21 protein-coding genes, 1 other RNA gene and 2 pseudogenes are annotated in these 26060 nt (G+C 42.5%); 9 read left to right on the forward strand and 15 right to left on the reverse strand.

Annotated features, from left to right (window positions below):
* Positions 1 to 43: 43 nt before the first annotated feature.
* Both QTA56_RS07095 and QTA56_RS07100 read right to left on the reverse strand, forming a co-directional pair.
* Positions 44 to 1162, reverse strand: coding sequence for a PilT/PilU family type 4a pilus ATPase (locus QTA56_RS07095; RefSeq protein WP_267980243.1), 1119 nt, complete (start codon positions 1160 to 1162; stop codon positions 44 to 46).
* A gap of 24 nt (positions 1163 to 1186) precedes the next feature.
* Positions 1187 to 2224, reverse strand: coding sequence for a type IV pilus twitching motility protein PilT (locus QTA56_RS07100; protein ID WP_267980244.1), 1038 nt, complete (start codon positions 2222 to 2224; stop codon positions 1187 to 1189).
* Between the two features lie 126 nt (positions 2225 to 2350).
* Between QTA56_RS07100 and QTA56_RS07105 the strand changes: the two genes are divergently transcribed.
* Complete coding sequence (locus QTA56_RS07105; protein WP_267980245.1) at positions 2351 to 3037, forward strand: YggS family pyridoxal phosphate-dependent enzyme; 687 nt, start codon at positions 2351 to 2353, stop codon at positions 3035 to 3037.
* On the opposite strand, the gene QTA56_RS07110 is transcribed toward QTA56_RS07105, so the two are convergent.
* The 3 genes from QTA56_RS07110 to QTA56_RS07120 form a co-directional block, all read right to left on the reverse strand.
* Complete coding sequence (locus QTA56_RS07110; protein WP_267980246.1) at positions 3034 to 3825, reverse strand: transglutaminase-like domain-containing protein; 792 nt, start codon at positions 3823 to 3825, stop codon at positions 3034 to 3036. The two genes, QTA56_RS07105 and QTA56_RS07110, sit on opposite strands and share 4 nt — an antisense overlap.
* 105 nt (positions 3826 to 3930) lie before the next feature.
* Positions 3931 to 7527, reverse strand: a complete 3597-nt coding sequence (locus tag QTA56_RS07115) for an SbcC/MukB-like Walker B domain-containing protein (RefSeq protein WP_267980247.1) — start codon at positions 7525 to 7527, stop codon at positions 3931 to 3933.
* 9 nt (positions 7528 to 7536) lie between these two features.
* Positions 7537 to 8787, reverse strand: coding sequence for an exonuclease SbcCD subunit D (locus QTA56_RS07120; RefSeq protein WP_411956083.1), 1251 nt, complete (start codon positions 8785 to 8787; stop codon positions 7537 to 7539).
* A gap of 166 nt (positions 8788 to 8953) precedes the next feature.
* Here QTA56_RS07120 and QTA56_RS07125 point away from each other — a divergent pair, with 166 nt between their 5' ends.
* Entirely contained in the window at positions 8954 to 9736 is a 783-nt protein-coding gene (locus tag QTA56_RS07125) for a crotonase/enoyl-CoA hydratase family protein (protein ID WP_267980248.1), read from the forward strand.
* Positions 9737 to 9794: 58 nt separating this feature from the next.
* Here the strand turns inward: QTA56_RS07125 and QTA56_RS07130 are convergent, their stop codons facing one another.
* Entirely contained in the window at positions 9795 to 10448 is a 654-nt protein-coding gene (locus tag QTA56_RS07130) for a hypothetical protein (RefSeq protein WP_267980249.1), read from the reverse strand.
* A 49-nt stretch (positions 10449 to 10497) separates the two neighbouring features.
* Positions 10498 to 10593 (reverse strand): annotated as a pseudogene (locus tag QTA56_RS07135) (VOC family protein); the annotation flags it as partial.
* Between the two features lie 275 nt (positions 10594 to 10868).
* On the opposite strand from QTA56_RS07135, the gene QTA56_RS07140 reads away from it, so the two are divergent.
* Both QTA56_RS07140 and QTA56_RS07145 read left to right on the forward strand, forming a co-directional pair.
* Positions 10869 to 11315, forward strand: a complete 447-nt coding sequence (locus QTA56_RS07140) for an ABZJ_00895 family protein (protein ID WP_267980250.1) — start codon at positions 10869 to 10871, stop codon at positions 11313 to 11315.
* Between the two features lie 75 nt (positions 11316 to 11390).
* Complete coding sequence (locus QTA56_RS07145) at positions 11391 to 12296, forward strand: TIGR01777 family oxidoreductase (protein WP_267980251.1); 906 nt, start codon at positions 11391 to 11393, stop codon at positions 12294 to 12296.
* On the opposite strand, the gene thiO is transcribed toward QTA56_RS07145, so the two are convergent.
* Positions 12282 to 13403, reverse strand: coding sequence for a glycine oxidase ThiO (thiO, locus tag QTA56_RS07150; RefSeq protein ID WP_267980252.1), 1122 nt, complete (start codon positions 13401 to 13403; stop codon positions 12282 to 12284). The two genes, QTA56_RS07145 and thiO, sit on opposite strands and share 15 nt — an antisense overlap.
* A 269-nt stretch (positions 13404 to 13672) precedes the next feature.
* Positions 13673 to 14686 carry a porphobilinogen synthase gene (hemB, locus tag QTA56_RS07155; protein WP_267980253.1) on the reverse strand — a complete coding sequence of 338 codons (1014 nt, stop codon included), beginning with the start codon at positions 14684 to 14686 and terminating at the stop codon, positions 13673 to 13675.
* A gap of 171 nt (positions 14687 to 14857) precedes the next feature.
* Here hemB and QTA56_RS07160 point away from each other — a divergent pair, with 171 nt between their 5' ends.
* The 3 genes from QTA56_RS07160 (at position 14858) to QTA56_RS07170 (ending at position 18306) form a co-directional block, all read left to right on the forward strand.
* Positions 14858 to 15355 carry a thioesterase family protein gene (locus QTA56_RS07160; protein WP_267980254.1) on the forward strand — a complete coding sequence of 166 codons (498 nt, stop codon included), beginning with the start codon at positions 14858 to 14860 and terminating at the stop codon, positions 15353 to 15355.
* A 269-nt stretch (positions 15356 to 15624) separates the two neighbouring features.
* Entirely contained in the window at positions 15625 to 16773 is a 1149-nt protein-coding gene (locus QTA56_RS07165) for an HlyD family secretion protein (protein ID WP_267980255.1), read from the forward strand.
* Between the two features lie 6 nt (positions 16774 to 16779).
* On the forward strand, positions 16780 to 18306 hold the full coding sequence (locus QTA56_RS07170) for a DHA2 family efflux MFS transporter permease subunit (protein ID WP_267980256.1): 1527 nt from the start codon (positions 16780 to 16782) through the stop codon (positions 18304 to 18306).
* Between the two features lie 111 nt (positions 18307 to 18417).
* Here the strand turns inward: QTA56_RS07170 and QTA56_RS07175 are convergent, their stop codons facing one another.
* The 4 genes from QTA56_RS07175 to ssrA form a co-directional block, all read right to left on the reverse strand.
* Positions 18418 to 18657, reverse strand: a complete 240-nt coding sequence (locus QTA56_RS07175; RefSeq protein WP_267980257.1) for a hypothetical protein — start codon at positions 18655 to 18657, stop codon at positions 18418 to 18420.
* 90 nt (positions 18658 to 18747) lie between these two features.
* Positions 18748 to 19611 carry a DUF6387 family protein gene (locus QTA56_RS07180; protein WP_267980258.1) on the reverse strand — a complete coding sequence of 288 codons (864 nt, stop codon included), beginning with the start codon at positions 19609 to 19611 and terminating at the stop codon, positions 18748 to 18750.
* A 149-nt stretch (positions 19612 to 19760) separates the two neighbouring features.
* Positions 19761 to 20990: a tyrosine-type recombinase/integrase gene (locus QTA56_RS07185; RefSeq protein ID WP_267980259.1), complete on the reverse strand. Its 1230-nt coding sequence runs from the start codon at positions 20988 to 20990 to the stop codon at positions 19761 to 19763.
* A 168-nt stretch (positions 20991 to 21158) separates the two neighbouring features.
* Positions 21159 to 21518: a transfer-messenger RNA gene (ssrA, locus tag QTA56_RS07190) on the reverse strand.
* A 371-nt stretch (positions 21519 to 21889) separates the two neighbouring features.
* On the opposite strand from ssrA, the gene QTA56_RS07195 reads away from it, so the two are divergent.
* A complete protein-coding gene (locus QTA56_RS07195) occupies positions 21890 to 22162 on the forward strand; it encodes a hypothetical protein (protein ID WP_267980260.1) in 273 nt (90 codons plus the stop codon).
* 205 nt (positions 22163 to 22367) lie between these two features.
* On the opposite strand, the gene QTA56_RS07200 is transcribed toward QTA56_RS07195, so the two are convergent.
* Positions 22368 to 23003, reverse strand: a complete 636-nt coding sequence (locus QTA56_RS07200; protein ID WP_267980261.1) for a TetR/AcrR family transcriptional regulator — start codon at positions 23001 to 23003, stop codon at positions 22368 to 22370.
* Between the two features lie 98 nt (positions 23004 to 23101).
* Between QTA56_RS07200 and QTA56_RS18260 the strand changes: the two are divergent.
* Positions 23102 to 24471 (forward strand): annotated as a pseudogene (locus tag QTA56_RS18260) (flavin monoamine oxidase family protein).
* Positions 24472 to 24597: 126 nt separating this feature from the next.
* Here QTA56_RS18260 and QTA56_RS07215 read toward each other — a convergent pair.
* Positions 24598 to 26058: a coniferyl aldehyde dehydrogenase gene (locus tag QTA56_RS07215; RefSeq protein WP_267980262.1), complete on the reverse strand. Its 1461-nt coding sequence runs from the start codon at positions 26056 to 26058 to the stop codon at positions 24598 to 24600.
* Between the last annotated feature and the right edge of the window lie 2 nt (positions 26059 to 26060).

Below are 26060 nucleotides of genomic sequence, written 5' to 3' on the forward strand. Positions count from 1 at the left end.
AGTTGTGAGCAACTTTCTCTTTTTTAATGGATTAAAAAATCGCTTATTGACCATCAAAGGTAATATTTTTGCTGGCACTGAGTAATTGGTCTGCACCTTCTTCTGAAAGTTTGATGGTGAGACGTAAATCGTTTGGCGAGTCTGCATGTTTAAGTGCATCTTTGTAGGTGATTTCACCTGCCTTATAAAGGTCAAATAAGGCTTGGTCAAAGGTCTGCATACCGAGTTCGCGTGAACGCTTCATGACATCTTTAATCTCATGAATTTCGCCCTTACGAATATAATCTGCCAATAATGGTGTATTGATCAAAATTTCAATGGCAGCACGGCGTGAATTACCGTCAGGGGTTGGAATAAGTTGTTGTGCGACCATTGCTCTCATATTCAGCGACAAGTCCATATAAAGCTGGCTATGGCGATCTGCCTCAAAGAAGTGAATGATACGGTCCAGTGCCTGGTTGGCGTTGTTGGCATGTAGGGTGGCTAATACCAAGTGACCTGTTTCCGCAAAGGCAATGGCATAGTCCATGGTTTCACGGGAACGAATCTCACCAATCAGGATGACATCAGGTGCCTGACGTAAGGTATTCTTCAATGCGATTTCAAATGAGTCAGTATCAATACCCACTTCGCGCTGGGTGATGATACAGCCCGCATGTTGGTGTACAAATTCAATTGGGTCCTCGATGGTAATGATGTGACCTTTTGAATTGTGGTTGCGATAGCTAATCATGGAGGCCAAAGAGGTGGATTTACCTGTACCTGTTGCACCCACAAAGATAATGATGCCACGCTTGGTCATGGCAAGTTCTTTGAGCACTTCTGGTAGTTTCAGGTCTTCCATGCTTGGAATATGCGTTTCAATTTTACGCAGGATCATCCCAGGCATATCACGTTGTTGAAATGCGCTGACACGGAAGCGTGCTGTTTTTTCACGGTTGGTGATGGCAAAGTTACATTCACGTGTATCGACAAATTCTTTACGTTGTTTGTCTGTCATTACTGAGTTGATCAGTTGACCGACAATTTCACCTGATAACTTGGTTTTGGCAACAGGTACAATTTGCCCGTTAATTTTCATCGACGGTTCAACATCTGCGGTGACAAACAAGTCCGATGCATTTTGTTGAATCATCAGATTAAGTAAATCATTAAAATCCATGTTATTTCTCTAATTCATTTATTCTTATAGGAATGATTCTGGCTGTTTTGCTGCGGTACGAGCAGTTTGAGTATTGATGATTCCCTTGGATACAAGTGTTTTCAGACTTTGATCCAGTGTGGTCATGCCATAGTTTGCACCTGTCTGAATTGCAGAGTACATTTGGGCAACCTTGTTCTCACGGACAAGGTTACGAATTGCAGGAATACCAATCATGATCTCGTGCGCTGCAACACGACCGCCACCATTCTTTTTCAAGAGTGTTTGTGAAATTACGGCTTGTAATGATTCTGACAACATGGCACGCACCATGTCTTTTTCTTCAGCAGGGAATACGTCAATCACACGGTCAATGGTTTTTGCTGCTGAGGTGGTGTGTAGTGTGCCAAATACCAAGTGACCCGTTTCCGCCGCAGTCAATGCTAGACGAATGGTTTCCAGGTCACGCATCTCACCAACCAGGATAATGTCAGGGTCTTCACGCAGTGCTGAACGCAGTGCTTCATTGAAGCCATGTGTATCACGGTGCACTTCACGCTGGTTGATCAGGCATTTTTTAGACTGGTGTACAAATTCGATTGGGTCCTCGACCGTTAAAATGTGGTCATAACGGTTTTCGTTGATATAGTCGATCATTGCAGCAAGTGTGGTTGACTTACCAGAACCTGTTGGTCCTGTGACCAGTACGATTCCGCGTGGATAATCACAGATTTCCTTGAAGATTGAACCAAGCCCCAAGTCTTCCATGGTCAAAACCTTTGATGGAATGGTACGGAATACCGCACCCGCACCGCGGTTCTGGTTAAATGCGTTCACACGAAAACGGGCAATGTTGGGAACTTCAAATGAAAAGTCTGTTTCCAGCTTTTCTTCATAGTCACGACGTTGTTTATCGTTCATGATGTCATACACCAGACGGTGTACATCTTTATGCTCAAGTGCTGGCAAGTTGATTCGGCGAACTTCACCATCCACACGAATCATAGGAGGCATACCCGCTGAAAGGTGTAAATCCGAAGCACCGTTTTTGACTGAAAAGGCGAGTAGTTCTGTAATATCCATAATTTCCCCGAAACAAACCAAAATGTCTCATTATTTTGTAGAATAATATACGGCTTTCATTCAGGCTTACCAACACCCTGAGTCCTATCAATGTAAAAAAAGATTTTACAAGTGAGAACTGTGTCAATGAATCAATCGCAACAATCCCGCCAATCCGTATTAGATCAGATTCAACTGGCGTGTGAGCGTGTTCAGCGTGATCCTGCATCAGTGCAATTGCTGGCTGTTTCAAAGACCCATCCCAGCCAAAGCCTGCGGGATATGTATCAGGCTGGACAGCGTAGCTTTGGGGAAAACTATTTGCAGGAAGCGTTGACAAAAATTGATGAACTACAGGATTTAGAGATCGAATGGCATTTTATTGGTCATGTACAGCGCAACAAAACCAAACATTTGGCGGAAAAGTTTGATTGGGTACATGGCGTGGATCGCCTGATTATTGCTGAGCGTTTATCCAGTCAGCGTCTGGAAAATCGAAAGCCTTTAAATATCTGTATTCAGGTGAATATTGATGGGCAAGACTCTAAAGATGGTTGCCAGCCTGATGAAGTTGCTGAACTCGTTAAACAGATTAGCCAACTTTCAAACATACGTTTACGTGGGCTAATGGTGATTCCAGCACCAGAGAACAGTGTCGCATTTGCTGACGCAAAAACCTTGTTTGAGCAGGTTAGGTCACAACATGCACGGCTTCAGGATTGGGATACCTTGAGTATGGGAATGTCAGGTGATCTGGACGCTGCCATTGCCGCAGGTTCAACCATGGTCAGAGTCGGGACAGCGCTGTTTGGTGCACGGGATTATCATCATTAGAGCTTGGTAATTTGGGGTTTGATTTTGATCAGTTCGGCTGTTCCAAATAAAGAGGCAAAGGGCACATCTTTAGCATCCAAACCTGTACCAACCCTTACAAACTCATCAATCGCTCCCATATTCGTTGCATCAAACAGTATCCATTGTTGACTCAGATAAACTTCAAAAATGGCATGGAAATCAGGTAGTGCCTTGTAAAAAGGCATATAGCCAAACACGAAACGGGCTGGGATATTCAAGGCACGGCAAATGGCAATACCTAAATGGGCAAAGTCACGACATACTCCAGCCCGATTGATGAGAATATCTTTTGCAGAGGTTGTGTTGTTGGACGATCCAGATTCATAGCTAATATTATTGTAGATCCAGTCACAAATGGCTTGAACCCGTTGATAGCCTGTAGGTGAATTGCCAAAGGTACGGATGGCCATATTGACCAAAAGATCAGATTCACAAAAACGGCTGGGTGCAAGATAAAACAAGCTTTCAGCAGGAAGTTGAGCAATAGTATTTTCAACGGCATCAAGAGGACGTTGAGGAATTTTGGTTTCAACATGGGCGCTATAATGTAGGCGCACACGACTGTTTTCCGCTGCTGAAATGCGTATTAATCGGTTGGAAGACTGATCCCGTTCAAAATGTTGTATGTTCAATTGAGCTGGTGTAATGGAAACATGCTCTGCAAGCGTATGTTGCCATTCATGTTGGGCTGCTTCGACTTGGAAAATAAACTCAGTGGCTTGAGAGACTGAATATTCAAGTAGGCAATCAATATGGAATTTTGACATAGTTAAATTCTAAAGTAATGAGCGAATCGTAACAGGTTAAGCTAAGCAAACAAAATGCCAAGTTAGATTTGACAGTTTTTAAATCAAGCGTTGGGCTACTGCATATTAACCCACCACTTCAATCCGACTTGAACCAGAACCTATTGGCTGGACCTGAATCTGTACAGGAATCCGTTCATGCATTTCCTGAATATGTGAAATTAAAATCACTTTACGACCCTGGCTTTGTAGCTGATCCAAGGCATTCATCACCATGTGCAATGAAGATGCATCCAGCGTGCCAAAACCCTCATCAATAAACAGTGATTCGATTTTCATGGAACCCGAAGCCATATTGGCAATCGCCAGTGAAATCGCAAGGGCAGTGAGGAAAGACTCACCACCAGACAGTGAAGCCACTGAACGGGTTTCGCCATCCATATCATGATCGATAATCGCCAGACTAAGCGAGTTATCCAGGCGCTTTAATGTGTAACGTTGCGATAACATCACCAATTGCTGATTGGCATATTCCAGCAAAATATCCAGATTATACTGTTGTGCCAAATCACGGAAGTCTTTACCTTTAGAGTCGCCAATCAAACTGGAAATCTTATTCCAGCGATGTTCCTGCTGCTGAATCTGCTGGATTTGATCTGCAAACTGTTTTTGCTTGGCAAGGTTTTGCTGATGCAATTCGAGTTGAACTTTATATTGATCTCGTTGTTCAAGCTGCTGTTGCAGTTTGTCCTGATTTAGCTGAATCAGTTCGATCAACTGTTCATGTTGGATCTCAGGCTGCTGTTGCTGGTGTTCATTGAATAGCTGTTGCGCGGTTTTAAGCGCATAGGCGGTCTCACTCAAGACACGATCTGCATTTTGTAACGTTAAGCGAATCTGCTGTTCCTGCGTTGAAGAAATGGCTAGCAACTGACTGAGTTGCTGTTCTTCAAAATGCACATGCTGCTTCAACCATGCACCGATTTCTGTTGTGCATTGTGTGAATGATTGTTGGTTATGCTGATGCTGTGCTTTGAGCTGCTCTAGTTCATTCTTGTGTTGCTCAAAGTTTTGTCGTGCCTGTTCAAAATTCTGCTTTACCTGCTGATATTGATGTTGCATTTTCTGGCGTTGTTGATCATGTTGATGCAACCATTCATTGGCTTTCAATTCAGTTGAACCAGCCATTGCCAGAATGAGTTGATTGGCAGCCTCACTATTTTGTTGACCCTTTTTCGCAATTTCCTGCAATTGCTGATTTAGCTCAGTATGTTGCGTGCTTAAACTATTCAGATTTGATATTAATAAATTGAGTTGTTGTGTGCTGTGCTGCTGTTGTTTGCTGAGTCCATCGGCATGATCAAGCTGTTGCAGGCGTTGTTTTAAACGCTGCACAATCTGTTGTGCTTGGCTAAGTGGTTGTTCCAGCCAAAGTGTTTTCTCATCTGAATCCAGACAATCCACAATATGCTGAATCTGTTGCTGTAACTGCTGTACGGTTTCCAGTTGGTAGGCAGTGTTCTGGATAGACTGATTTAAATTAAACTGCTGTTTACTGGCCTGATTGAGCTGTTGTAATTCCTGATCAATCTGTTGTTTTGTTTGTGTAGATTGAGCGCTTAAGTGCTTTAATGATGCCTCAAGCTCATGTTGAGCTAAATTAAAATCGAGTTGAATATGACTTTGAGTCAAATATTGTTGTAACTCTTGTTGTTGAGCATTTAATTTTTCCTGAGTTTGTTGCAAGGCTGTTTGGCGCTGTTTTTGCTCTGATTGAAGTTGGGTAAATTGTTGCTGTGTATTCTGCCAAAGCTGGAAGTACTGTTGCTCTTGTTGTAGCGCCTGTTGTTCCTGCTGTTGCTGTAATGCATATAGGGCTTTCGAAACAGGACTTTCATCCTCACGATAGGGGTGTTCAGTACTACCACAGACCAGACAAGCTTCACCTTGTTTCAGTTCGGCACGTAAATGTTCAATATTCTCGGCATGGAGTAAGCGTTGCTGTTGCAGGATAAGCTGTAATTTTTCCCGCTCGGTTTTTGCTGCCTGAAATTCACTTTCTGCTTTTTTAGCATTTTGCTCGAGCTGTTGATACTGGACTTGTATCGTATTTAATGTGTGTTGCAGCTCTGAGACTTCATTTTTTAATTGAAAATGATGCTGTAGTTTTTGTTGAATCACATCCAGTTGATTCAGCTGAGTCAACACGTGCTCTTTCTGTGTCTGTTTCTGCTCAAGGGTGTGATCAATCTGCTGTGTTGTACCAAACTGCGAGATCAATTGCTCAAGTTGGCTTTTATCTTGCTCAAGTTTGCGTTGAGCCTGTTGAATATTCCCCAGTGTATTTTCAACTTTTTGATAATGCTGAATAAACTGCTCAAGTTGCTGTACATGAGCATGGAGGCCCTTATCTAAAGTTGAGAAGTGGGCACTTTGCTGTAATTGCTCAAGACAGGATGTCTGTTGGGTACTGATATTTTGTAGGTTCTGCTCAAGCTGCTGTTGCTGTTGTAGCAAAGGTTGCTGCTGAGTTTCGATATGCGTTAGTCTGCTTTTGGTCTTTTTATAATCTTCGGCAATATAGTCACGTTCCTGAACGTATTTACGCACCTGACTCAACTTATCTTGATGTTGCAGCTCAAAATTCTGGAACTGTTGCAGCGCTGTTTCTGCTTGGGTATAGCGGACTTTTTCCTGCTCGAACTCTGTGGTTAAGCGACTAAAATGTTGCTGTTTTTGTTGAAGCTGTGGCTCAAGTTGTTGCAGTGTTTTTTGGATTTGCTGCTGTTGAAACACAACAGGACGAATCTCGGAAAAGATTTCCAATTGTTCAAGCAATTGACGATCTGTTGCGAGGGCGGTATGGGCATTGAGCTGCGTTTCATGCTGCTGTTGTTTGAAGATAATTTCACTTTCCAGCTTTTGTTGTTGCTCAAACCATTGCTGTTGTTGCTTGAGTTGAGTCCGTTCGGTTTCAAGCTGCTGGACCTGTTGTTGTGTCTGTTGAAATTGAGTTTGTAAGGCAGCAACTTCCTCATCGGAACGAATTTCAATATGACCTAAAACATTTTCCAGCTGTTTGCGCTGGTTGGTCATTTCACGGGTTTTTTCAAACGCCAGTTGCCCAATTTTGGCAAAGATACTGGAGTTGGTCAGGTATTCCAGCAATTCGCCTCGTTCAGTATCACGTGCCTTTAAAAATGCGGTAACTTCCGATTGTGCCAGTAAAACGGCACGGGTGAATTGTTCAAAACTGAGCTGGGTAATTTGCTGGATATGGCTTTCGACGGCTTTGGTTTTATCTGCAACCACCACGCCATCGGTCAGGCATTTGAGTGAACGCTGTACACTCTGCAATTTGCCACTGGCATTTTCACGGGCACGCTTAATTTCCCAACGCGCCTGATAATGTTTTTGGTCTTGTGCCACAAAACACAATTCTGCAAAGCCGTGTCCTGTACCGCGACGTAAAACGGTCAGGGGAGAGTTGGTCAGCAGCTCAGAACCATCTACGTCCAGAAGCTTGCCGTCACTTTCTTTGAGGCGGGGAATTTTATTAAATAGGGCCAGACACATGGCATCTAAAATGGTGGATTTACCCGCACCAGTTTTGCCAACAATCGCGATCAAGCCTGCATTAGCTAAAGGATTACATTCAAAATCAATAAAATGCTCACCTGCAAGAGATGCCAGATTTTTTAGTCGAATCGATAAAATTTTCATGGCATGTCCTTAAGAACTTTGATCATCTTCAAGTTTTTTCTGTGCTTCATTGACCAGACTTAAAAAATCTTTGGTGACTTCCTCATCGGCGTGATAACCCTTTTTCTCCCAGATCTGCTGGAATAATTTTTCTGGTGTCGGTGGCTCTAGATGAATGGTCTGCTTATTTTCAGCATTATTTTCATTAGATAAATATTGTCTGGAAATACGCACCAGACGGTAGCGATCTTTCGGCAAGGCATCTTCGAATTGTTGGCGCAAATTCGGCTGCGGGGGGATGGTTGTTGAGTATTCGATAAAGACATAATGCCGTTGATCAATATTAGGAATTTCACCTTTTTCTAAAGCCTTTAATTCAATAAAAACTTGTTCTAATGGATCTTCGATATGAAATAAATCAACAGTTCTAGGAATATGTAAGGCTTGAAAGGTAAATTTTTCGTCAATTTTTGATGGGTCAATCGTAACCTCAACCACTTGGTGCTTATAGTTGATTTCACTAAATGACAGCGGAATTGGAGAGCCACTATAACGAATATGATCTTGCCCAACTTTCTGTGGTTTATGTAGATGCCCAAGTGCAACATAATCGATACTGTCATCAAACAGGCTGGTCGAAAGTGCCTCTTCATTGCCAATAATAATCGGTCGCTCTGAATCCGAGGTTTCCCCACCTTGCATATGCGCATGTGATATCAGGATTAGGGCTTGTTCATCGGTTTTGCGACGTTTGGCTTCTTCGATTAATTGTTGGTGCAGATAAGCAATGGCATTTTGGCTATTCGTCGTGTGTTCATTAAAGCCCGTGATTTCGGCTGAACGCAAGAAAGGTAGGGCAATACACCACGCGACAATCTGTTTTTGCTCATCATAAATGGGCAGAATTAAACGTTCCAAATCCAGCGTATTATCTTCATTCCAGCGAATTACCCCAACCGTTTTGGCATTATATTTCGCTAATAATGGCTCAACCTGTTCAATTCTGTAGCCTGAATCGTGATTGCCCGCGATCATCAGGGTTTGCATGTGCGGTGCAAGTTCATGTGTATCGGCAAGGAATTGATACAGTTGTTTTTGTGCCTGCGAACTGGGGTTGATCACATCAAAAATATCGCCTGCGATCAGTAAGGCATGCGGCTGTTTCTGTTTGATTTGCTCAAGTAACCATGCCAGAAATTGTTCATGTTCATAATGGCGGGAATGATTATAAAAGAATTGCCCCAAATGCCAGTCAGAAGTATGAAAAAAACGCACGGTCATGAAATAGAAAATCCCTATTTTTGTATGGGAATAAGGTAGCATGTATTTAAATGGAAAGGAGGGCTTTGCTGAGCAGAAAAAGCCATACATAGTGCAGCTTGATCATTTTTAAGCGATCCTCTAATTTAGAATCGAAGTTATTATTAAAAAATGAGGAAATACAAAAATGAGTTCAGGAAAAGTAAGCCGTGAAATGATGGGTCATGTGATGTTGATTGGCTTGGATCGGGTCGCAAAACGAAATGCCTTTGATAGTCATATGATTGAGGATTTATCTCTGGCCTTAACCGAATATGAGAACAATCCTGAATTACGTTGCGCCGTGATTTTTGCACATGGTGATCATTTCACGGCAGGTCTGGACCTGGTTGAATTACAACCAAAAATTCCACAGGGCATTTTTAATTTTGAGGAAAGCCAAATTAATCCCTGGGGTGTTGGTGGACGGCACAGAACCAAACCTGTCGTTGTCGCAGTACAAGGGATCTGTTATACCGCTGGGGTGGAGTTGATGCTGAATGCCGATGTAGTGGTTGCCAGTGAAAACACGGTATTTGGTCAGCTTGAAGTGCTACGCGGAATTATGCCTTTTGGAGGCGCAACCGTACGTTTTGTACAGGCTGCGGGTTGGCAAAAGGCTATGCCGTATCTGTTAACGGGTAAGACCTTTGATACCCAAAAAGCCAATGAAATGAATTTGCTATCTGAGGTTGTGGAAAATGGCAAACAGTTGCAACGTGCCATCGAAATTGCCAAAGAAATCTGTATTTCTGCACCACTTGCTGTGCAGGCCTTGTTGGCTTCGGCAACCGATGCGGTGACACAAGGGCAGACTTTTGCCTTTCAGAACATGGACAGTTACCTCAAGCCACTATTTGCATCACAGGATGCACAGGAGGGAGTGCATGCCATGCTGGAAAGACGTTTGCCACAGTTTAAAGGGCAATAAAAATTAAAACCGACAATTCATGTCATGATGGATTGTTGGTGAATACTTTTAAATCGAATTATCTTCGTTCAGGTTTATATTGTGACTGGATTTTCTTGAGGGCGTGGAACAGATAGTAATGTCGCTCTTGAGAAAGCCCTAAACCAAAACGGATAGGTTGAGCCGCATCAATAAAGATTTGTCCCTGCTGTCTGTTGGATGAGTTGGAGACATAACTCTCACGGATTCGGGTCACTTCATGCCACTGGAAAGACCTGGATTTACCCAGTTTGCCAATTCCTGTAAAAACACGTCCACCTTGACGGTCAATAGTCAGCTCCACTTTGCCGAATGTCGCCATCAGAGTAATAAATCCAAAAAATAATGTGCCAAGAAGAAATGGAATCCCAAATAGGCTTTGTAAAAGGCTGAACTGCTGTTTTGCAATTTGAGTACCGTAAATGCCACCCAATGATCCGCCTGACCAAATCAACATAAATGGCACAAGAAAGAACGCGATTGGACTTCTTAGCGTTGCTCCAAGCTTAATTTCCTGCATATTGTTTTTATACCAGGTCCCTTTAGGAGGCTGGTTCAGGTCAAATGCAAATGCAGGCCTGTCAAAATGTTCTGAAACACGAAACAGGTGGTTGCATGCCTGGCATTTTCCCATATCACTTTGAATATTGATATTGTCGTTTGCCACTTCCGTTTGACAGTTTGGACATTTCATTTTCTAAAACTTAACTATTTTAATTTTATGAAATTTTAGTATAGCATTGTCATTTTGCATTCACATCAATTTCGCAAATTCCAAAGATATTATTGTCTAAATCGAGAAAATAGCCCTGCCAGCAACGGTTTGGCACTGTAAATTTCAGGCAAATAAAAACCGACGATTCGAGTGATGATAAATCGTCGGTCAAAATCTTTATTCAAGGTTTTGGCTGCTAACAAAACCTTTGCAAAAGATGGAGAGTCATAATGAAAGGTCACCGAAAACGTTGCGGATGCCGTGCAATGTCCAATCGGTTGCTGCGACCTTGTACCCTATATAACGGTGATAGTTGAGGATTGGTTGACATAAAAATGAAAAAAAAGTGAAAAAAAATTATAATTATTTCTCGAAACCGCTCTAGCTAGGTTTATGTTAATGATTTCATTGCGTTTGTATTATATTTGGTTTTTTATTATTTGTCTGGTTTCAACCTTGATTGCTGGCGTATTGGCAGCAATTCTACCCAATAGCATAGGTGGTGTGCTTACCGCTGTTCCTTATTTAATCGCGATTATTTTTGTCTTATTCAGGTTTTTAAAGCAACAGCGCCGCGCCCCAACTGTGCAGGAAAAGAAACGCCTGACTTTAGGATTTACCCTGATTTTTTGGGGATATAACATTTGTGGTTTATTACTCGGTTTATTTATCTTTGCCCATAAAGACCCTGAAATTTGGCAGAATTTTCTGCTCTATCTAAAACAACCGCAATTTCTCATCGCGGTGTTAGGCATGTGGGCGATGCTTGCTATTCCACTATTTCTAATGACCTACTGGTTCTATGGTCCACAGGCGCAAAGAATGGTAAACAAGATGTTTGATTAGGATAAAAAACTTCACTTGTAATTCATGCCAATTTTGCCAAGACTAGGATGCATATCATTTTATAAAGGTTGTGTGATGCAAAAATTGACTGTCCTGGTCACGGGCGCCAGTGGTTTTATCGGTTCCCATCTATTGCCATTTTTATTGGAAAGGCAATACAAGGTCATTGCGCTCACTCGGCAAAAGAATAAAGTTTCTGATCATCCAGATTTAACTTGGGTAAATGACTTTGAACAGATGAGTTCCCAACAGATTGATTATGTGATCAATCTAGCTGGAGAAAATATTGGGGAAAAGCGCTGGACAGAACAGCGTAAGCAACAGCTCATTGAAAGTCGTGTCTCTGTAACTCAAAGTCTGTATCAATGGCTGGAGCAAAAGCAGATTTTCCCACAATGCATTCTTTCAGGTTCAGCGATTGGCTATTATGGCATTGATCCTCAAGAACAATGGACTGCCATTTGTGATGAAAACACACCACCGCAAACAATTTTTATGTCTGAACTTTGTCAGGCATGGGAACAAGCCGCACTGAACTTTAGTCAGCAAAATACCAAAATTATTCGGTTGGGCGTTGTGTTTGGAAATGGAGGGATTTTACCGCAAATGCTGTTACCCATTCGCTTAAATGCAGTAGGCAAGATCGGTTCAGGACGGCAGCCAATTGTCTGGATTCATATTCAGGATGTACTCAATGCAATGGTTTTTCTGCTGCAATCGAATAGTAAGCAAAAGGTTTATAATCTGGTTGCGCCTGAGCAATCCAATCAGCAAAAATTTGTTCAGGTCGCAGGGCAGGTTTTAAAACGTAAGCCTTTTATTCGAATGCCGAAATGTGTCTTTGAACTGGCTTTGGGTGAGCAATCCCAATTGATTCTAAATGGTCAATTTGTATCACCTAAGGCATTGCTGGACCAAGGTTTCCAGTTTCAGTATCCCGACCTGAAATCGGCCTTGAGCGAAATTTTAGGAAGAGATTAAATCCTGTTTTTTTAGGCGTTCTGGTGAATAGGCGATTGGCGAAACAAGGGTTTCTTGTCCTAGCATTAACTGGCGCAGTAAACGTGCCGAACCCGCACCCATACACAGCCCATTACGGAAATGTCCAAAATTAGCCCACAGGTTTTCAATTTCAGGCATTGGGCCAATATACGGAATACCGTGTGGCGAACTTGGACGTAACCCAGCCCAGCGTTGCACAATCGGGAACTGTTCCAGCTCAGGCACCATTTCCAGACACGCCGTTAAAATATCCTGCTGCGTTTGCTCATCCACTGCGGTGCTAAAACCACAATCCGCCATGCTGGAACCACAGACGATATGACCATCCTGACGTGGAATCAGGTACATCACCCGATTCATACACATGGTTGGTAGCCAGTTTTCAGGCGTTTTAAACAGTAGCATTTGACCTTGTACAGGATGTACAGGGATTTTTCGTTGTAGCTGTTCGGCCCAATGCTGACTCCAGGCACCTGATGTAATCACGACATGATCAGCAAAGAAATTTCTGCCATCTTCTATTTGAATGCCTTGTACTTTTTTATTTTGAATGATCAGTTTTTTAACGGGACAATCTTCAAAAAAACGCACGGAGGGATGCTGTTTTAAATAGCTAATCAGCGATTGCAATAAACGTGGATTACGGACATTGGAAAGCTGGGGAAAATAAATGGCTTGCTGGAATTGTGTTGAAATATGTGGATTAACCTGTTCAAGTTGTTTGCGATTGAACAGGTCGCATTGCTGCATTGGCTCATTGAATTGGGTTGCGTAGTTTAGTCCAGGGTTGAAATCTTCTTGGTCAAAAATTAACATTCCAGTATCGTGGATTTGAAAATCAATGCCTGTAATCGGCAGCAGTTTTTCATTCCACATTTGATACAAGGATTTGCCATACTGGGCGAGTTGATTGACTTCAGGTGCATATCGCCACGGATACATGGGGGAGAGGATACCGCCACCCGCCCATGAAGCAGCCTGACCTGCTTGTTGCTGATCAAAAATATCCACTGAGCAGCCTTGTTCAGCAAGCTCCAGTGCAGTCATTAATCCAATAATACCCGCACCGATGATGGCAATATGCATACGTTCAACTCAAGCTCAAGAAAATTAATCCTGAAATTTGATACTTGGAAACGTCATCCGCAATTGTTCGAGGCAGGACTTTATTAATAAAGTGTTGTTTCTGCGATTCAGCAAACTAGCTAACAGTAGTTAACGAGTTTTGCGGATGACAATGGTTTTGCCTACTTTTCCCGAAAGAAAAGTAGGGCGAGCCGCAGGCTTATCCTAAAATAAGATGAGGACTCGGCAAGACGCTGCTGGGTAGGTTCTCATTTTAGAAGCAATGAATATTATTTCATCTCTTTCAGTTTACGGGCTGCTTCTTCAGCAAAATACGTCCAGATCCCATCGGCACCTGCACGACGGCAGCACATTAAGGACTCCAGAATCACACTGTCCGATAACCAGCCATTTTGAATTGCGCCCGCAAGCATCGCATATTCACCACTGACCTGATAGATAAAGGTTGGAACACCAAAGGTATCTTTGACTTCACGTACAATATCCAGATACGGCATACCTGGCTTTACAATCACCATGTCCGCACCCTCCTGAATATCAAGGGCGATTTCATGCAGGGCTTCTGCGCGGTTGCCAATATCCATTTGATAGTTGTATTTATTGCCACCTTTTAGGTTGCTGGCTGAACCTACCGCATCACGGAATGGGCCATAAAAGCTGGATGCATATTTGGCTGAATAGGCCATGATATTGGTATAGATAAAACCATTTTGCTCAAGTGCTTGACGAATCGCACCAATACGGCCATCCATCATGTCACTTGGCGCGACCACATCCGCGCCTGCTGCGGCATGGCTGAGTGCCTGTTTGATCAGGCATTCCACCGTTTCATCATTCAGTACATAGCCTGTATCATCAATAATGCCGTCCTGACCATGTGTGGTGTATGGATCAAGTGCGCCATCGGTGATCAGCACCATTTCAGGCAATTCTTTTTTAAGCAGGCGGCAAGTGTTTTGAACCAGACCATCTTCATGCCAAGCCGCTTCCGCCGTTAAACTTTTATCTTGTTGTGGTGTTACGGGGAATAGGGCAAGTTTGGATACACCAAGTTTCAGCAGGCTTTCCGCCTTTTTGAGCAATAAATCGGCAGACAAACGCTGCACATTTGGCATGCTTGGAATGTCCTGGCTTTGTTGTTGTCCTGGTAGTACAAATACTGGATAAATCAAGTGATTAGCAGTGAGTTGTGTTTCGCTGACCATGGCACGGAGCTGGTCATTTTTACGGATACGGCGCATGCGAGTCGCAGGGAAAGCTGGACGATTGAACGTATAAGTCATAACAATCTCGATGTTCAGTATTACACTATAGGAATAATTGGCTCATTTAAGGCATGCTGGGGAGAGCTTGGCAGCCTGAACCAATGAAAGAACCTCGCTATTGTAGCCCCATAATTTTAGATTTGTACAAAATAATGGGATGTTTATCGTTCCTTTGGATGTTGGCAGCGTATGAATGATGTAAAGAAAAACTGGACGGGTAATATTCAGTTAGGTGTGGAAGTAGATCATGCTGTGGTGTTAAAGCAACTTTGTAAATCTTTTAATGCCTGTCCATTTTTTAAATACAGTGGCATGGTGATGCGTGTGGTCGATGACCAGATTGAAGCCTATGTGGAAATGAAGCCTGAGCTGGTGGGGAACCTAGCCTTTCAAATCCTGCATGGCGGTGTGGCCGCAACCATATTGGATAGTATTGGTGGTATTGTTGCGATGGAACAGCTTTATCGTCATTCAACCCCTGAGAATTTGCCTGATACCATTAAAAAAGTTTCCCGTTTGGCAACAGTCGATATGCGTGTGGATTATCTGGCACCAGGGCGTGGCCAATTCTTTATTGCGCGTGCTGAAACATTACGTCTGGGGCGTAAGGGCTGCACCATGCGCATGACGATGGTCAATGATGAAGACAAGCCAATCGCAACCGCAATTGCGTCTTATGCGTACTAGGGCATTGAGCAAACATTTAAAGCGTCATTGGACGCTTTTTTTATAGGTGAAAATAAGGTTTATATAAAAATAATTATCAAAATATGAGAATTGAACGCATCAGTTATTTTTTTTATTCTCGATATGTGATTTTTTGTCGTTAGAATGTTTTCTGGATTTTTGTTTGTATTTTGATCTTTTGTTTTAACATTCGGTTCAGTTTTCAAAATTAAACTGATCGGCTGATTAAACCAAAAGTTAAAAGTCTCTTTAATTTTCAGGAATAACTTATGACTGACGCCCAAGCAAATCAACAGGATGCTGCTTCAAACTTGGCAGCAGATGATGCAATGAAAGCAAAACGTAAAAAGTTTTTAGGATTTTTCGCACTCATTCTCATTCTTGCAGCCATTCTGTATGGTATTTGGGCGATGTTCTTCAACCATTCAGTCAATACTGACAATGCCTATGTCGGTGCGGAAACCGCGCAGATTACCTCAATGGTCAGTGGACAGGTGTCTGAGGTTTTGGTCAAGGATACTCAGCAAGTTAAGCAGGGTGATGTGCTGGTCCGCATTGATGAGCGTGATGCCAAGATTCAACTGGCACAGGCACAGGCTGAATTGGCAAAGGCACAGCGTCAATACAAACAAAGTCAGGCCAACAGCAGTTCCTTGAACTCTCAGGTTGTGGTGCGTAATGATGAAATCACCAGCGCACAGGCGCAAGTGACCAAAGCCCAGGCCGATTATGACCGTGCCTCATTGGAACTTAAACGCCGTAATGAGTTGGCTGCATCAGGTGCGATTTCCAAGGAAGAACTGAGCAAGGCACAAAGTACGGTATCAACCGCGAAAGCAAGCCTTGAGTTGGCACAGGCAGGTTTGGCACAGGCAACCTCAAGCCGTAAAGCTGCGGAAAGCACATTGGCCGCAAATGAGGCATTGATTCAAGGCTTCAACGAGGCATCCACGCCTGATGTATTGGTTGCGAAAGCGCATGTTGAACAGGCACAGCTTGATCTGGAACGTACCGTGATTCGTGCGCCAGTTGATGGTGTCATCACCCGCAAGAATATTCAGATCGGGCAACGTGTCGCACCAGGCACAGTGATGATGTCAGTGGTGCCTGTATCAGCACTGTATGTGGATGCCAACTATAAAGAAAGCCAGCTTGCCAAAGTCAAGGCAGGGCAGAAAGTCACATTGACCTCTGATCTTTATGGGGATGATGTGGTCTATCACGGTGTGGTACAGGGCTTCTCAGGTGGAACAGGTGCGGCATTTGCCTTAATTCCTGCCCAAAATGCCACAGGTAACTGGATTAAGGTGGTACAGCGTTTGCCTGTACGCATTAGCCTTGATCCTAAAGAACTTGCAGAACATCCATTGCGAGTGGGCTTGTCTATGCAGGCGGATATTGATCTGGCATCGAAGTAAGCAGCCATGAAAACGCAAACACCTTTTGCAGAACTCAGTGGCGGGCGATTACTGCTTGCCGCTTTTGTCATCGCCCTTTCAAATTTTATGGTGGTACTGGATACCACCATTGCCAACGTTTCCGTTCCACATATTACAGGCAATTTGGCCGTTTCCAGCTCGCAGGGCACATGGGTCATCACCTCCTATGCCGTTGCTGAAGCCATCTGTGTGCCTTTAACAGGCTGGCTAGCAGGACGCTTTGGAACGGTTCGGGTCTTTGTCTTCGGGCTGATTGGTTTCACCATCTTTTCATTCCTCTGTGGTTTGGCGACCTCCTTGGAAATGCTGGTATTTTTCCGTATCGGTCAGGGGCTTTGCGGTGGCCCGTTGATGCCACTCAGCCAAACCTTGCTCATGCGCATTTTCCCGCCTGAAAAGCATTCACAGGCGATGGGCATGTGGGCCATGACCACCGTGGTTGGGCCAATCCTGGGGCCGATTCTCGGTGGCCTGATTAGTGATAATTTATCCTGGCACTGGATTTTCTTTATCAATATTCCTGTTGGGATTTTCTGTGCGCTGGCTGCAATTCGCCTATTGTCTGTGGCTGAAACCAAAACTGAAAAATTGCGGATTGATGCGATTGGTTTAGGTCTATTGGTGCTATGGATTGGTGCCTTGCAGTTGATGCTTGATCTCGGGCATGAGCGCGACTGGTTTAATAGCAGCAGTATTATCATGCTTGCCTTGGTGGCAGTCGTTGGCTTCATTGTCTTTATGATTTGGGAGCTGACCGATAAACATCCCGTGGTCAACCTGTATGTGTTCCGCCATCGGGGCTTTGCAGTTTCCGTGCTGGCACTGGCGTTTGGCTTTGGTTCGTTCTTTGGCAGTATTGTGCTTATTCCACAGTGGCTACAGATCAATCTTGGTTATACCGCAACATGGGCAGGCTATCTGACTGCCACGATGGGCTTTGGTAGTTTGACCATGTCACCGATTGTGGCAAAACTGGCAACCAAATATGATCCACGGGCATTGGCGAGTTTTGGTTTGGCCTTGTTGGGTATTGTCACGGTCATGCGTGCATTCTGGGTGACCGATGCCGACTTTATGGCATTGGCTTGGCCGCAGATTTTGCAGGGCTTTGCAGTGCCATTCTTCTTTATTCCACTGTCGAATATTGCAATGGGTTCGGTGCTGCCACAGGAAATGGCTTCTGCCGCAGGTCTGATGAACTTCCTAAGAACCATGGCAGGGGCGATTGGTGCATCCATTGCAGTGACGATTTGGGATGACCATGCCAAAGTGGCACGTAGTGAAATGGTGAATACCTTACATCCGCAAGAAGTACAGAATACCTTGTTGCAAAATGGTTTCTCTCCTGATGCGACCTTAGGTGTGATTGCGAATCTCGTTGATAAAGAGGCAATTACCATTTCAGCCAACCATGTGTTTATGATTCTGGCGATTGTATTTATCTTTGCCAGTGCCCTGATCTGGATGAGTCCCAAACCGAAGCAGATTACAGGTGGGCCAGCACCGCATTAACTTAAATAGATGTTTATTTTCAAAAAACTCGGACTTATTAATCCGAGTTTTTTTATTTAAATCTGACATGAGGTTTATTTGGTCTTTGGGTTTTTTATACGCATCACAGTTTTACTCCCCTATATTTTCCCAAAGTTTTAGCTGTAAATCTTCCTCACATTTCGATATTTTTTGATTTAAATATTTCATTGTGGATTTATGCTGATTTAAACCCCTACCGTGAAATGACCCAATTGCTTCCTGAATTTTTGCTTGCAAGTGCAAAAGATTTAATTCTTCATACGCTTCTTGTTTTATGTCCAGTAGTTCACAAGCTGTTTTAAATTGAATACGGATTGGTTTGATAGTCATTTATGCACCTACATGACAAAATATTGTGTAGGTGCAGTATGTTTTTTAATAATTATTAGAGTTGTGAAAACGAATTTAGATTACTTTTCACTACTTTTTATCTGCTAGATAAAACATGTATGCAGATTCATTACTTTTTGAATCTAAAAGTTTTTTTGTAAATGGAATAATAGTTTCTCTTAGTTGCTTTCCAGTAAATTGTCCTTGAGGAAATAAAAACTCTGCCAAAGTTTCATATTCAATATGATGATCTGTTAGCTTCTGCCAAAGCAAAATATCAATCACTTGCAAGGCTCTAAAATTTTTAAATTTTCTTAGATATTCTTTAGGTGGTAGAAGTTTTGGCTTGTGCTTTAGCTGCTTTCTCAATTGTATTAAATGCTTTTTTACGCCCGCAATAATTGCATCATCGGAAAAATCTAAATTAATACTAATAGCTGGGTATTCATCATAAGCATCCACATTCCCCCTCAATGCATATTTAACACGAATTTCTATATCGTCTGTGGCTTCCTTTAGTGGCTGTATATATGGTCTACAATCAAATAAAAATCGCGGAAATATCTCCATAGGTTTTTTGCTGTTGAGTATTTTCCCTAGTTTTGGATGCTCAGCATAAGTCTGCTCTGCAAAACCCTCAATCCATCTCAAATAAAACTTTTTGTCATCTTCAATGATTTGCTCAATAGTCCTCGGGGGTGGGGTGTATTCAATGCGCTCACCATTAACAATCCTAAAGCGTTTTCTACTGACGATTTTTTTATTCTTAATGTCATCGTCTGTAATAGGAGTAATGTAATCATCCTCAAATATGCCGTTGATTTTCCGTGAGATATTTTGTCGTTCTTGGATTTCGTGAGCTAGTTCCACCACACCACAATTTTTATAATATTCGTCATATCTTTTATTATTGAAAAACTCGGGTATTTTCCCCTTATCGCTAATACGTTTCAATTCATGCCTCCCAAGCATCCCCAAAAAGCTGCTAAGTCAATCGGATTGGGTGTCCGACTTTCGGGAGCTAACCTAGACTTAGCAATCTGAATATAAACGATATTAAGCTATATTTGTGTATCTATTGGCAATTACAGCGACAAATTGCGTCACTGTGCTTTCTTAAATTGAATAATGCTTTGGTCTGCAATTTCTTCTAAATGATTGGCGTACCATTGCATCATGCTTGCTCTGTCATCTAAATATTGAGCCTTGTTATATACGCCTGCCACGCCGTCTTTAACGTGTGCCAGTGCTGCTTCAATATGGCGTTCATCAAAGCCACGATTGTTTAACAAGGTACTCGCAATATGCCTAAATCCGTGTGGGGTTTGTCTGCCCTCATAACCCATACGGCGCAAAGCCATAATAAAAACCGTGTCTGATTTAGGTTTGCTTTTGTCCGATCTGCTTGGAAATAAGTATTTAGAATTGGTTTCATAGCTTTGCAATTCTTTTAATAGGGTGGTGGCTTGAGTTGGCAACGGTACAAGATGCTCAGGGCGTTTTTTCATACGTTCAGCAGGGATATTCCATAAGCCTTGCTCTAAATCAAATTCTTGCCACTTGGCTTGTCTTAGTTCAGTTGGTCGGCAAAACAACATAGCTAAAAGCTGCAAGCCTATACGTACATCCATAGTCGGATAATTATTGATAGCTCGGAGTAGCGGAGGGAGTTCAGGCTCACTCACATGCAGCATGTTTTGCTTTTTGCCTTGTTGTAGATATTTTTGAATGCCCTCAAGTGGATTGTAGTCCATACGTCCAGTGACCTTTGCAAAGTCGTAAATGTCACGACACATCGAGCGCATACGGTTCACCTGTTCAATAATGCCTTTTTCTTGCTGAATGCTTTTTAACAAGTTCATCCATTCAATAGGCTTGATGGTGGCATATAGGCGTGTGCCAAAAATAGGGAATATGTGTTTTTCCAATGCGCCTTTATTTCGGTTCATGGTGTCCTGTACCCATGATTCCTTTTTTGTGTCTAACCATTCACGAGCTAAAACTTCAAAGGTTGCACTGTGCTGTTCTATTTCTTTGCGCTTACGTTCTTGTTTGGTGATGATGGGGTTATCACCTTTTGAAATGTCGCTTAAAAGTTCTTTCGCTTTTTTACGTGCTAACTGTCCTGATATTTCAGGATAGCCTCCAATGCCTAACCATGACCATTTACCATCAGCTTTTTTATATCGTAATTGCCAAGATTTATTGCCATCAGGTTTGATACGAAAATATAAGCCGTTGCCGTCTAGCTCCCGATATTCTTTTAATTCAGGCTCAAGGGTTGCAAGTACGGTGTCTGCTAGTGGTCTGCGTTTTATGTCTGTTCGTTTCATTTTCTTGTATCCCTGCGAGTTCAATAAATATGAGGGGATACACGCTAGGATACACGGCATGTATCCCTATGGCTAGTTATGTTTAGGCAAAAAAAAGGCTTAAACCATTATAGCTTAAGCCTTTTTCTTTTATATACCATCATGTGACAGCATATAAATTTAGGTATTTGGTGGAGGTGGCGGGAGTTGAACCCGCGTCCGCCAGCACTACACTCGAGAATACTACATGCTTAGATATCGTCTATTATTTTAACACCAAGCGACCCGACGAACAGGGTACAAGGCGCGATCCTCTAAGTTTGGTATAAAGCCCCGAGGCTTGACTTTATACGGACTTGTGTGCGTGCGCTTCGGTCGGGTTCACTGACCACAAGTATTCAGTGAAGCGGACAAGCTGCCCTTAGGCAGCTAGAGCGTAAGTTTCGTCGTTTGCGACTATTAAAATGCAAATTTTATTTACGAGAGAAAATGCGCTCTCGGCATGCATCTATGAGCTTCATCACCAGCGTCGAAGCCAATAACACCCCCATATATGAACGGGCATCATAGCATAAATATTGAAAATTGACATCTAAATCTATAAATAAGGGGGTTAATGATTGAAATATAAGCAAGTGTTATAGCTGGATAAAGATGAAAGACTCAATAATTTGTGGATTGGAATTTTTTCAATAATTCAGTTTGATTTAAGCAGAAACAATTAGCCTAAGCATCTGACAACACTGTATCCATACAGTGACATTTTTCGCCACATCATCCCCGATGTGGTTTTTTTATGTCAGAAATCCTCATTAACCCGTTAATAGTTATAGAAAAATATGAGTTTATGGTTGAAATAAAACCAATTATGCATAATGATAACTGTTATTCACTTGGTCATTTATTCTAAGGAGTGGATCATGATTGATGTGCAATATTCACAAAACGTCTCGATACAGCAGTTATCGGATAACGCGTTCTTGTTAAGGGTTAATGATGCAAAAGTCTATCAATATTTATTGAGGCAATGTGGAAAGGGATTTGGTTGGGAGCGTTCCATACAAAAGTCGCAGAGTTTTTTAAATGGTGACATTGAATACCACATCAATGTTTCAGACATTCCTTTGGAAAACTTTGGACGGGACTTCTTTATGCTGGAGCCTGAACTGCTCAATAACATTGCAAAAAGTTAGTATAGAAATTTAAAGGTATTTATTCAGGATAGGTACTTTTTATAACGTAATTCACCCTTTCGCCACATCATATCCCCGATGTGGTTTTTTTATGCCTGAAATTCACTGTTATAATCTTATATATAGAGAAAGAGGAAGAATCTCAATCAATACCCAAAGTTAAGTACAGCTTAACTCTGGCATGACTGTTTTCAATAACAATTTTTTATTTCAATCCAATAATCAGTGCTCGTATTGTCATTTCTTTCAATGTATTTGGATTTCCCCAGGGATACTCAGGAATACCAATTAAGCTTAGGGCAATACCTAAGATACTACAGAGTAGAACATTCTTGATTTCATTAGGATCGCCCGCTTTTACTTCACCACGTTGTTGTGCTTCGGTGATTGCACGTGTGTAAATCTCTAATTGTGGAACAGCTTGTGAATCATCCACAAAATAGTGCTCCTCAGGATTCTGAGGGTGGTCTTCTATCAAGAAAATCGCTCGACAGTCATCAGGTCGGTTTAACCAAAAATCAACTTGTGTGAGGCATAGATTTTCTAGTCGTTCAGACGCAGGCGTATTCTTATAGCATTCCTCTAACTCCCTCATGAGATCAAGAAAAATATTTTCCCAAATATGGTGGAGCAGATGTCTCTTGCTTGGAAACAGGTTGTATAGCGAAGCAGGTAAGCATTCCGCTTTTGCTGCGATTTTACGCATGGATACGCCTTCGTAGCCATGCGCTGCAAATAAGTCTCTGGCAGCCTGAATAATGATATTTCGGCTTGCTATTATTTCCTCCTGACTACGGGGAGGACGCCCACGACGAGACGTTTTTGTTTGTTTATTTTCCATAGGTATTGATTTTAGTAAACATGTTTTTTAAAATCAAATTTAATTTTAATGAACGCGTTCATTAAATAAAGGTAGAATTTTAAAAATGGAAGATGATGATGAAAACTGCAACAAATAATGAAATATGGGATGTAATTGTGGTCGGTGCAGGTTTGGCAGGGCTGAAAGCTGCAATGGAACTAAAAAAGGTTGGGAAGCGAGTACTTGTACTTGAGGCTCGTGACAGGGTAGGTGGTCGTTCAAAAGCGGGCGAGATTAATGGAGAAACGATTGATCTGGGAGGTCAGTGGGTTGGACCTCAGCAAAAATTGTTGTTGGCTCAAGCAAAGGAGCTGGGCGTGCAAACCTATCCTCAATTTGCAAAAGGTGCGAGCCTATTTAGTCGTGAGGGCTTGGTTAAATCTTATAAGTCGGATATGCCTAAACTTCCTATAGCTGCTTTAATTGAGATTGCATTGATTGATCGGCGCTGGAATAAGGAAATTCAGTCTTTGCCCCATGGTAAACCCTGGCTGGCAAGCAATGCGAAGCAGTGGGATGCTGAAACTGTAGAAAGCTGGATTTTAAAAAATGTACGTACCGAAGCGGCGCGGGACTTTATAAGGACAATTGTTGGGGCATTATTCTGCTGCAATTCATCTCAGCTTTCCTATTTATATTTTCTGGAATATTTCAAACAAGGGCATGGATTAGAGGTTTTAATTTCAACTGAAAAGGGGGCACAGCAAGATAAATTTGTTGGTGGGGGGCTTGGCAAATTTCTAAACTTATTTCAGATTACTTGGGTGAAAATATTATTTTAAATTCGCCAGTCATGGCAGTTGAGCAGCATGTGGATCATGTTATCGTGACGTGTAAAGCCCAAAGCTATAAAGCAAAAAATATCATTATTGCAACACCACCTGTTCTGGCATCCAAGATTCATTACACACCACAGCTACCTGTAAAACGTGCCAAATTATTACAGAGCATGATTATGGGGGCGGTCATCAAGGTTCACTTGGCCTACAACAAGCCTTTCTGGAGACATCAAAAGTTAAATGGTGCTGTGGTTGCAACAGATCGGGCAGTCAGCGTTGTTTTCGACCAATCTCCCCAAAATGAAAGTCATGGTGTTTTACTGGGTTTGATCGAGGGAGACTATGCTGTTGAACTCAGTGCTTTAGATGCTGATACACGGCGTAAGCGTGTGATTGCAGATTATGTCTATTATTTTGGTCATCAGGCTGCCCATCCTTTGGAGTATGTTGAACAGGACTGGTTAACCGAAGAGTGGTCACAAGGTGGCTATGTTGCCCACATGCCGCCAGGCGCAATGACAACCTATGGTGATTGTATTCGGGAACCCTTTGATCGAATCCATTGGGCGGGTACAGAAACGGCAACTGAATGGACTGGTTATCTGGATGGTGCATTACAGTCGGGCATTCGTGCTGCAAAAGAGGTGATCAATAAGCAGGCAATATGAGTGTCATTTCAAACAAACCGACTTTGGGTTAAAAGTCGGTTTTTTGTTGGGTTATTTTCATAACCTATTGCTTAAAATATAAATGCCCCGTTTACACAAGGGGCATTTAAAAACAGTGAATAAATCTTATTTTAGGGTCGGATCGCCTTTCTTTAAAAAGAAACCCAAGGTTAGTTTTTGAACCCAAGTTCCATATGGTGCGTAAAATAATTGGGTTGGAAACAACCGATGACGTGAAAACACTGTTTTGGCATGGGATAGCTCACGGAATCCTTCCTCACCATGATAAGTGCCCATACCAGAGTTACCGATTCCGCCAAAAGGAGCATCATGGTTGACCACATGCCAACCCCAATCATTGATGGTTACGCCACCAGAATGTGTTTGTTTTAGGATATGGTCAAGCTCTGCATTATTATGTGAAAAGCAATACAGTGCCAATGGGCGCTCATCCGTTTTGATGTAGGCAATCGCATCATCCAGACTATTGTATGCAATGATAGGCAGAACAGGTCCAAATAGCTCCTCTTTCAGAATACGCATTTGCTGGGTGCAGTTCAGTACGATATGAATGGGCATGCGACGGGCATCTTTTTCAAAATCGTATTCACCACAAGCAATAATTTGTGCTCCCTTTTCTTTTGCGTCGGTCAGGATGTCCTGAATTCTTTGAAGATGCCGTTCATTAATGACAGAAGTATAATCAAGGTTCTTCGTCACATTGCGACCAAACATTTCAGTGAAATTATGCTGACATTCTGCAACAAACTGATCAACACTTTCCTGTGGAACCAGTGCGTAGTCGGGTGCCACACAAATCTGACCGCAATTGGTTGCCTTACCATGCAGGATTCGTTTTGCTGCATCAGCAATTGGGTAGTTTCTGGTGACGAGGGCAGGAGATTTACCACCGAGTTCAAGCGTGACTGGGGTCAGGTTTTCTGAGGCAGAGCGCATCACCACACGCCCAATCGCAGGAGAACCAGTGAATACGATATGATTAAATGGGAGATTGGTAAACTCCGCTGGATTGACAATTTCCTCACCAAAAACAGCAACCTCTTCCTGCTCAAAGATTTCTTGCAGCATACGGCGAAGTACAGCATTGGTTGCTGGGGTAAATTCTGACAGTTTAATCATGACACGATTACCCGCAGCGATTGCGGCAACCAAAGGTCCTAAAGCCAGATACACTGGAAAATTCCACGGTACAATCACCCCGACAACACCTTTGGGCTGATACTGAACCCTTAAGTTATTGGATAAAAATAACAGTTCGGTATGGCGTTTGCTTGGTCGCATCCAGCGATGCACATGCTTGATTGCATGCTCAGCCTCCAGAACAGAACCCAGTAAATCGAGCAATTTTGATTCCTCAATTGATCTTGAGCCAAAATCCTGACTAATCGCTGTTGCAATAACATCCTGATAACGAATAATTTGTTTTCTCAGTTGAACCAGTTTATTTCGTCTATAAGCAAGTTCTGGATAAGGTTCAGCATCAAAAGCAATTTTTTGCTGTGCAAAAATATTCTGCATGTGTGCAGTGGCTGAATGCTGGATATCACTTAAATGGGTTAATTTCATGA

The sequence above is a fragment of the Acinetobacter thutiue genome, assembly GCF_030385805.1.
GTDB lineage: Bacteria > Pseudomonadota > Gammaproteobacteria > Pseudomonadales > Moraxellaceae > Acinetobacter > Acinetobacter corruptisaponis.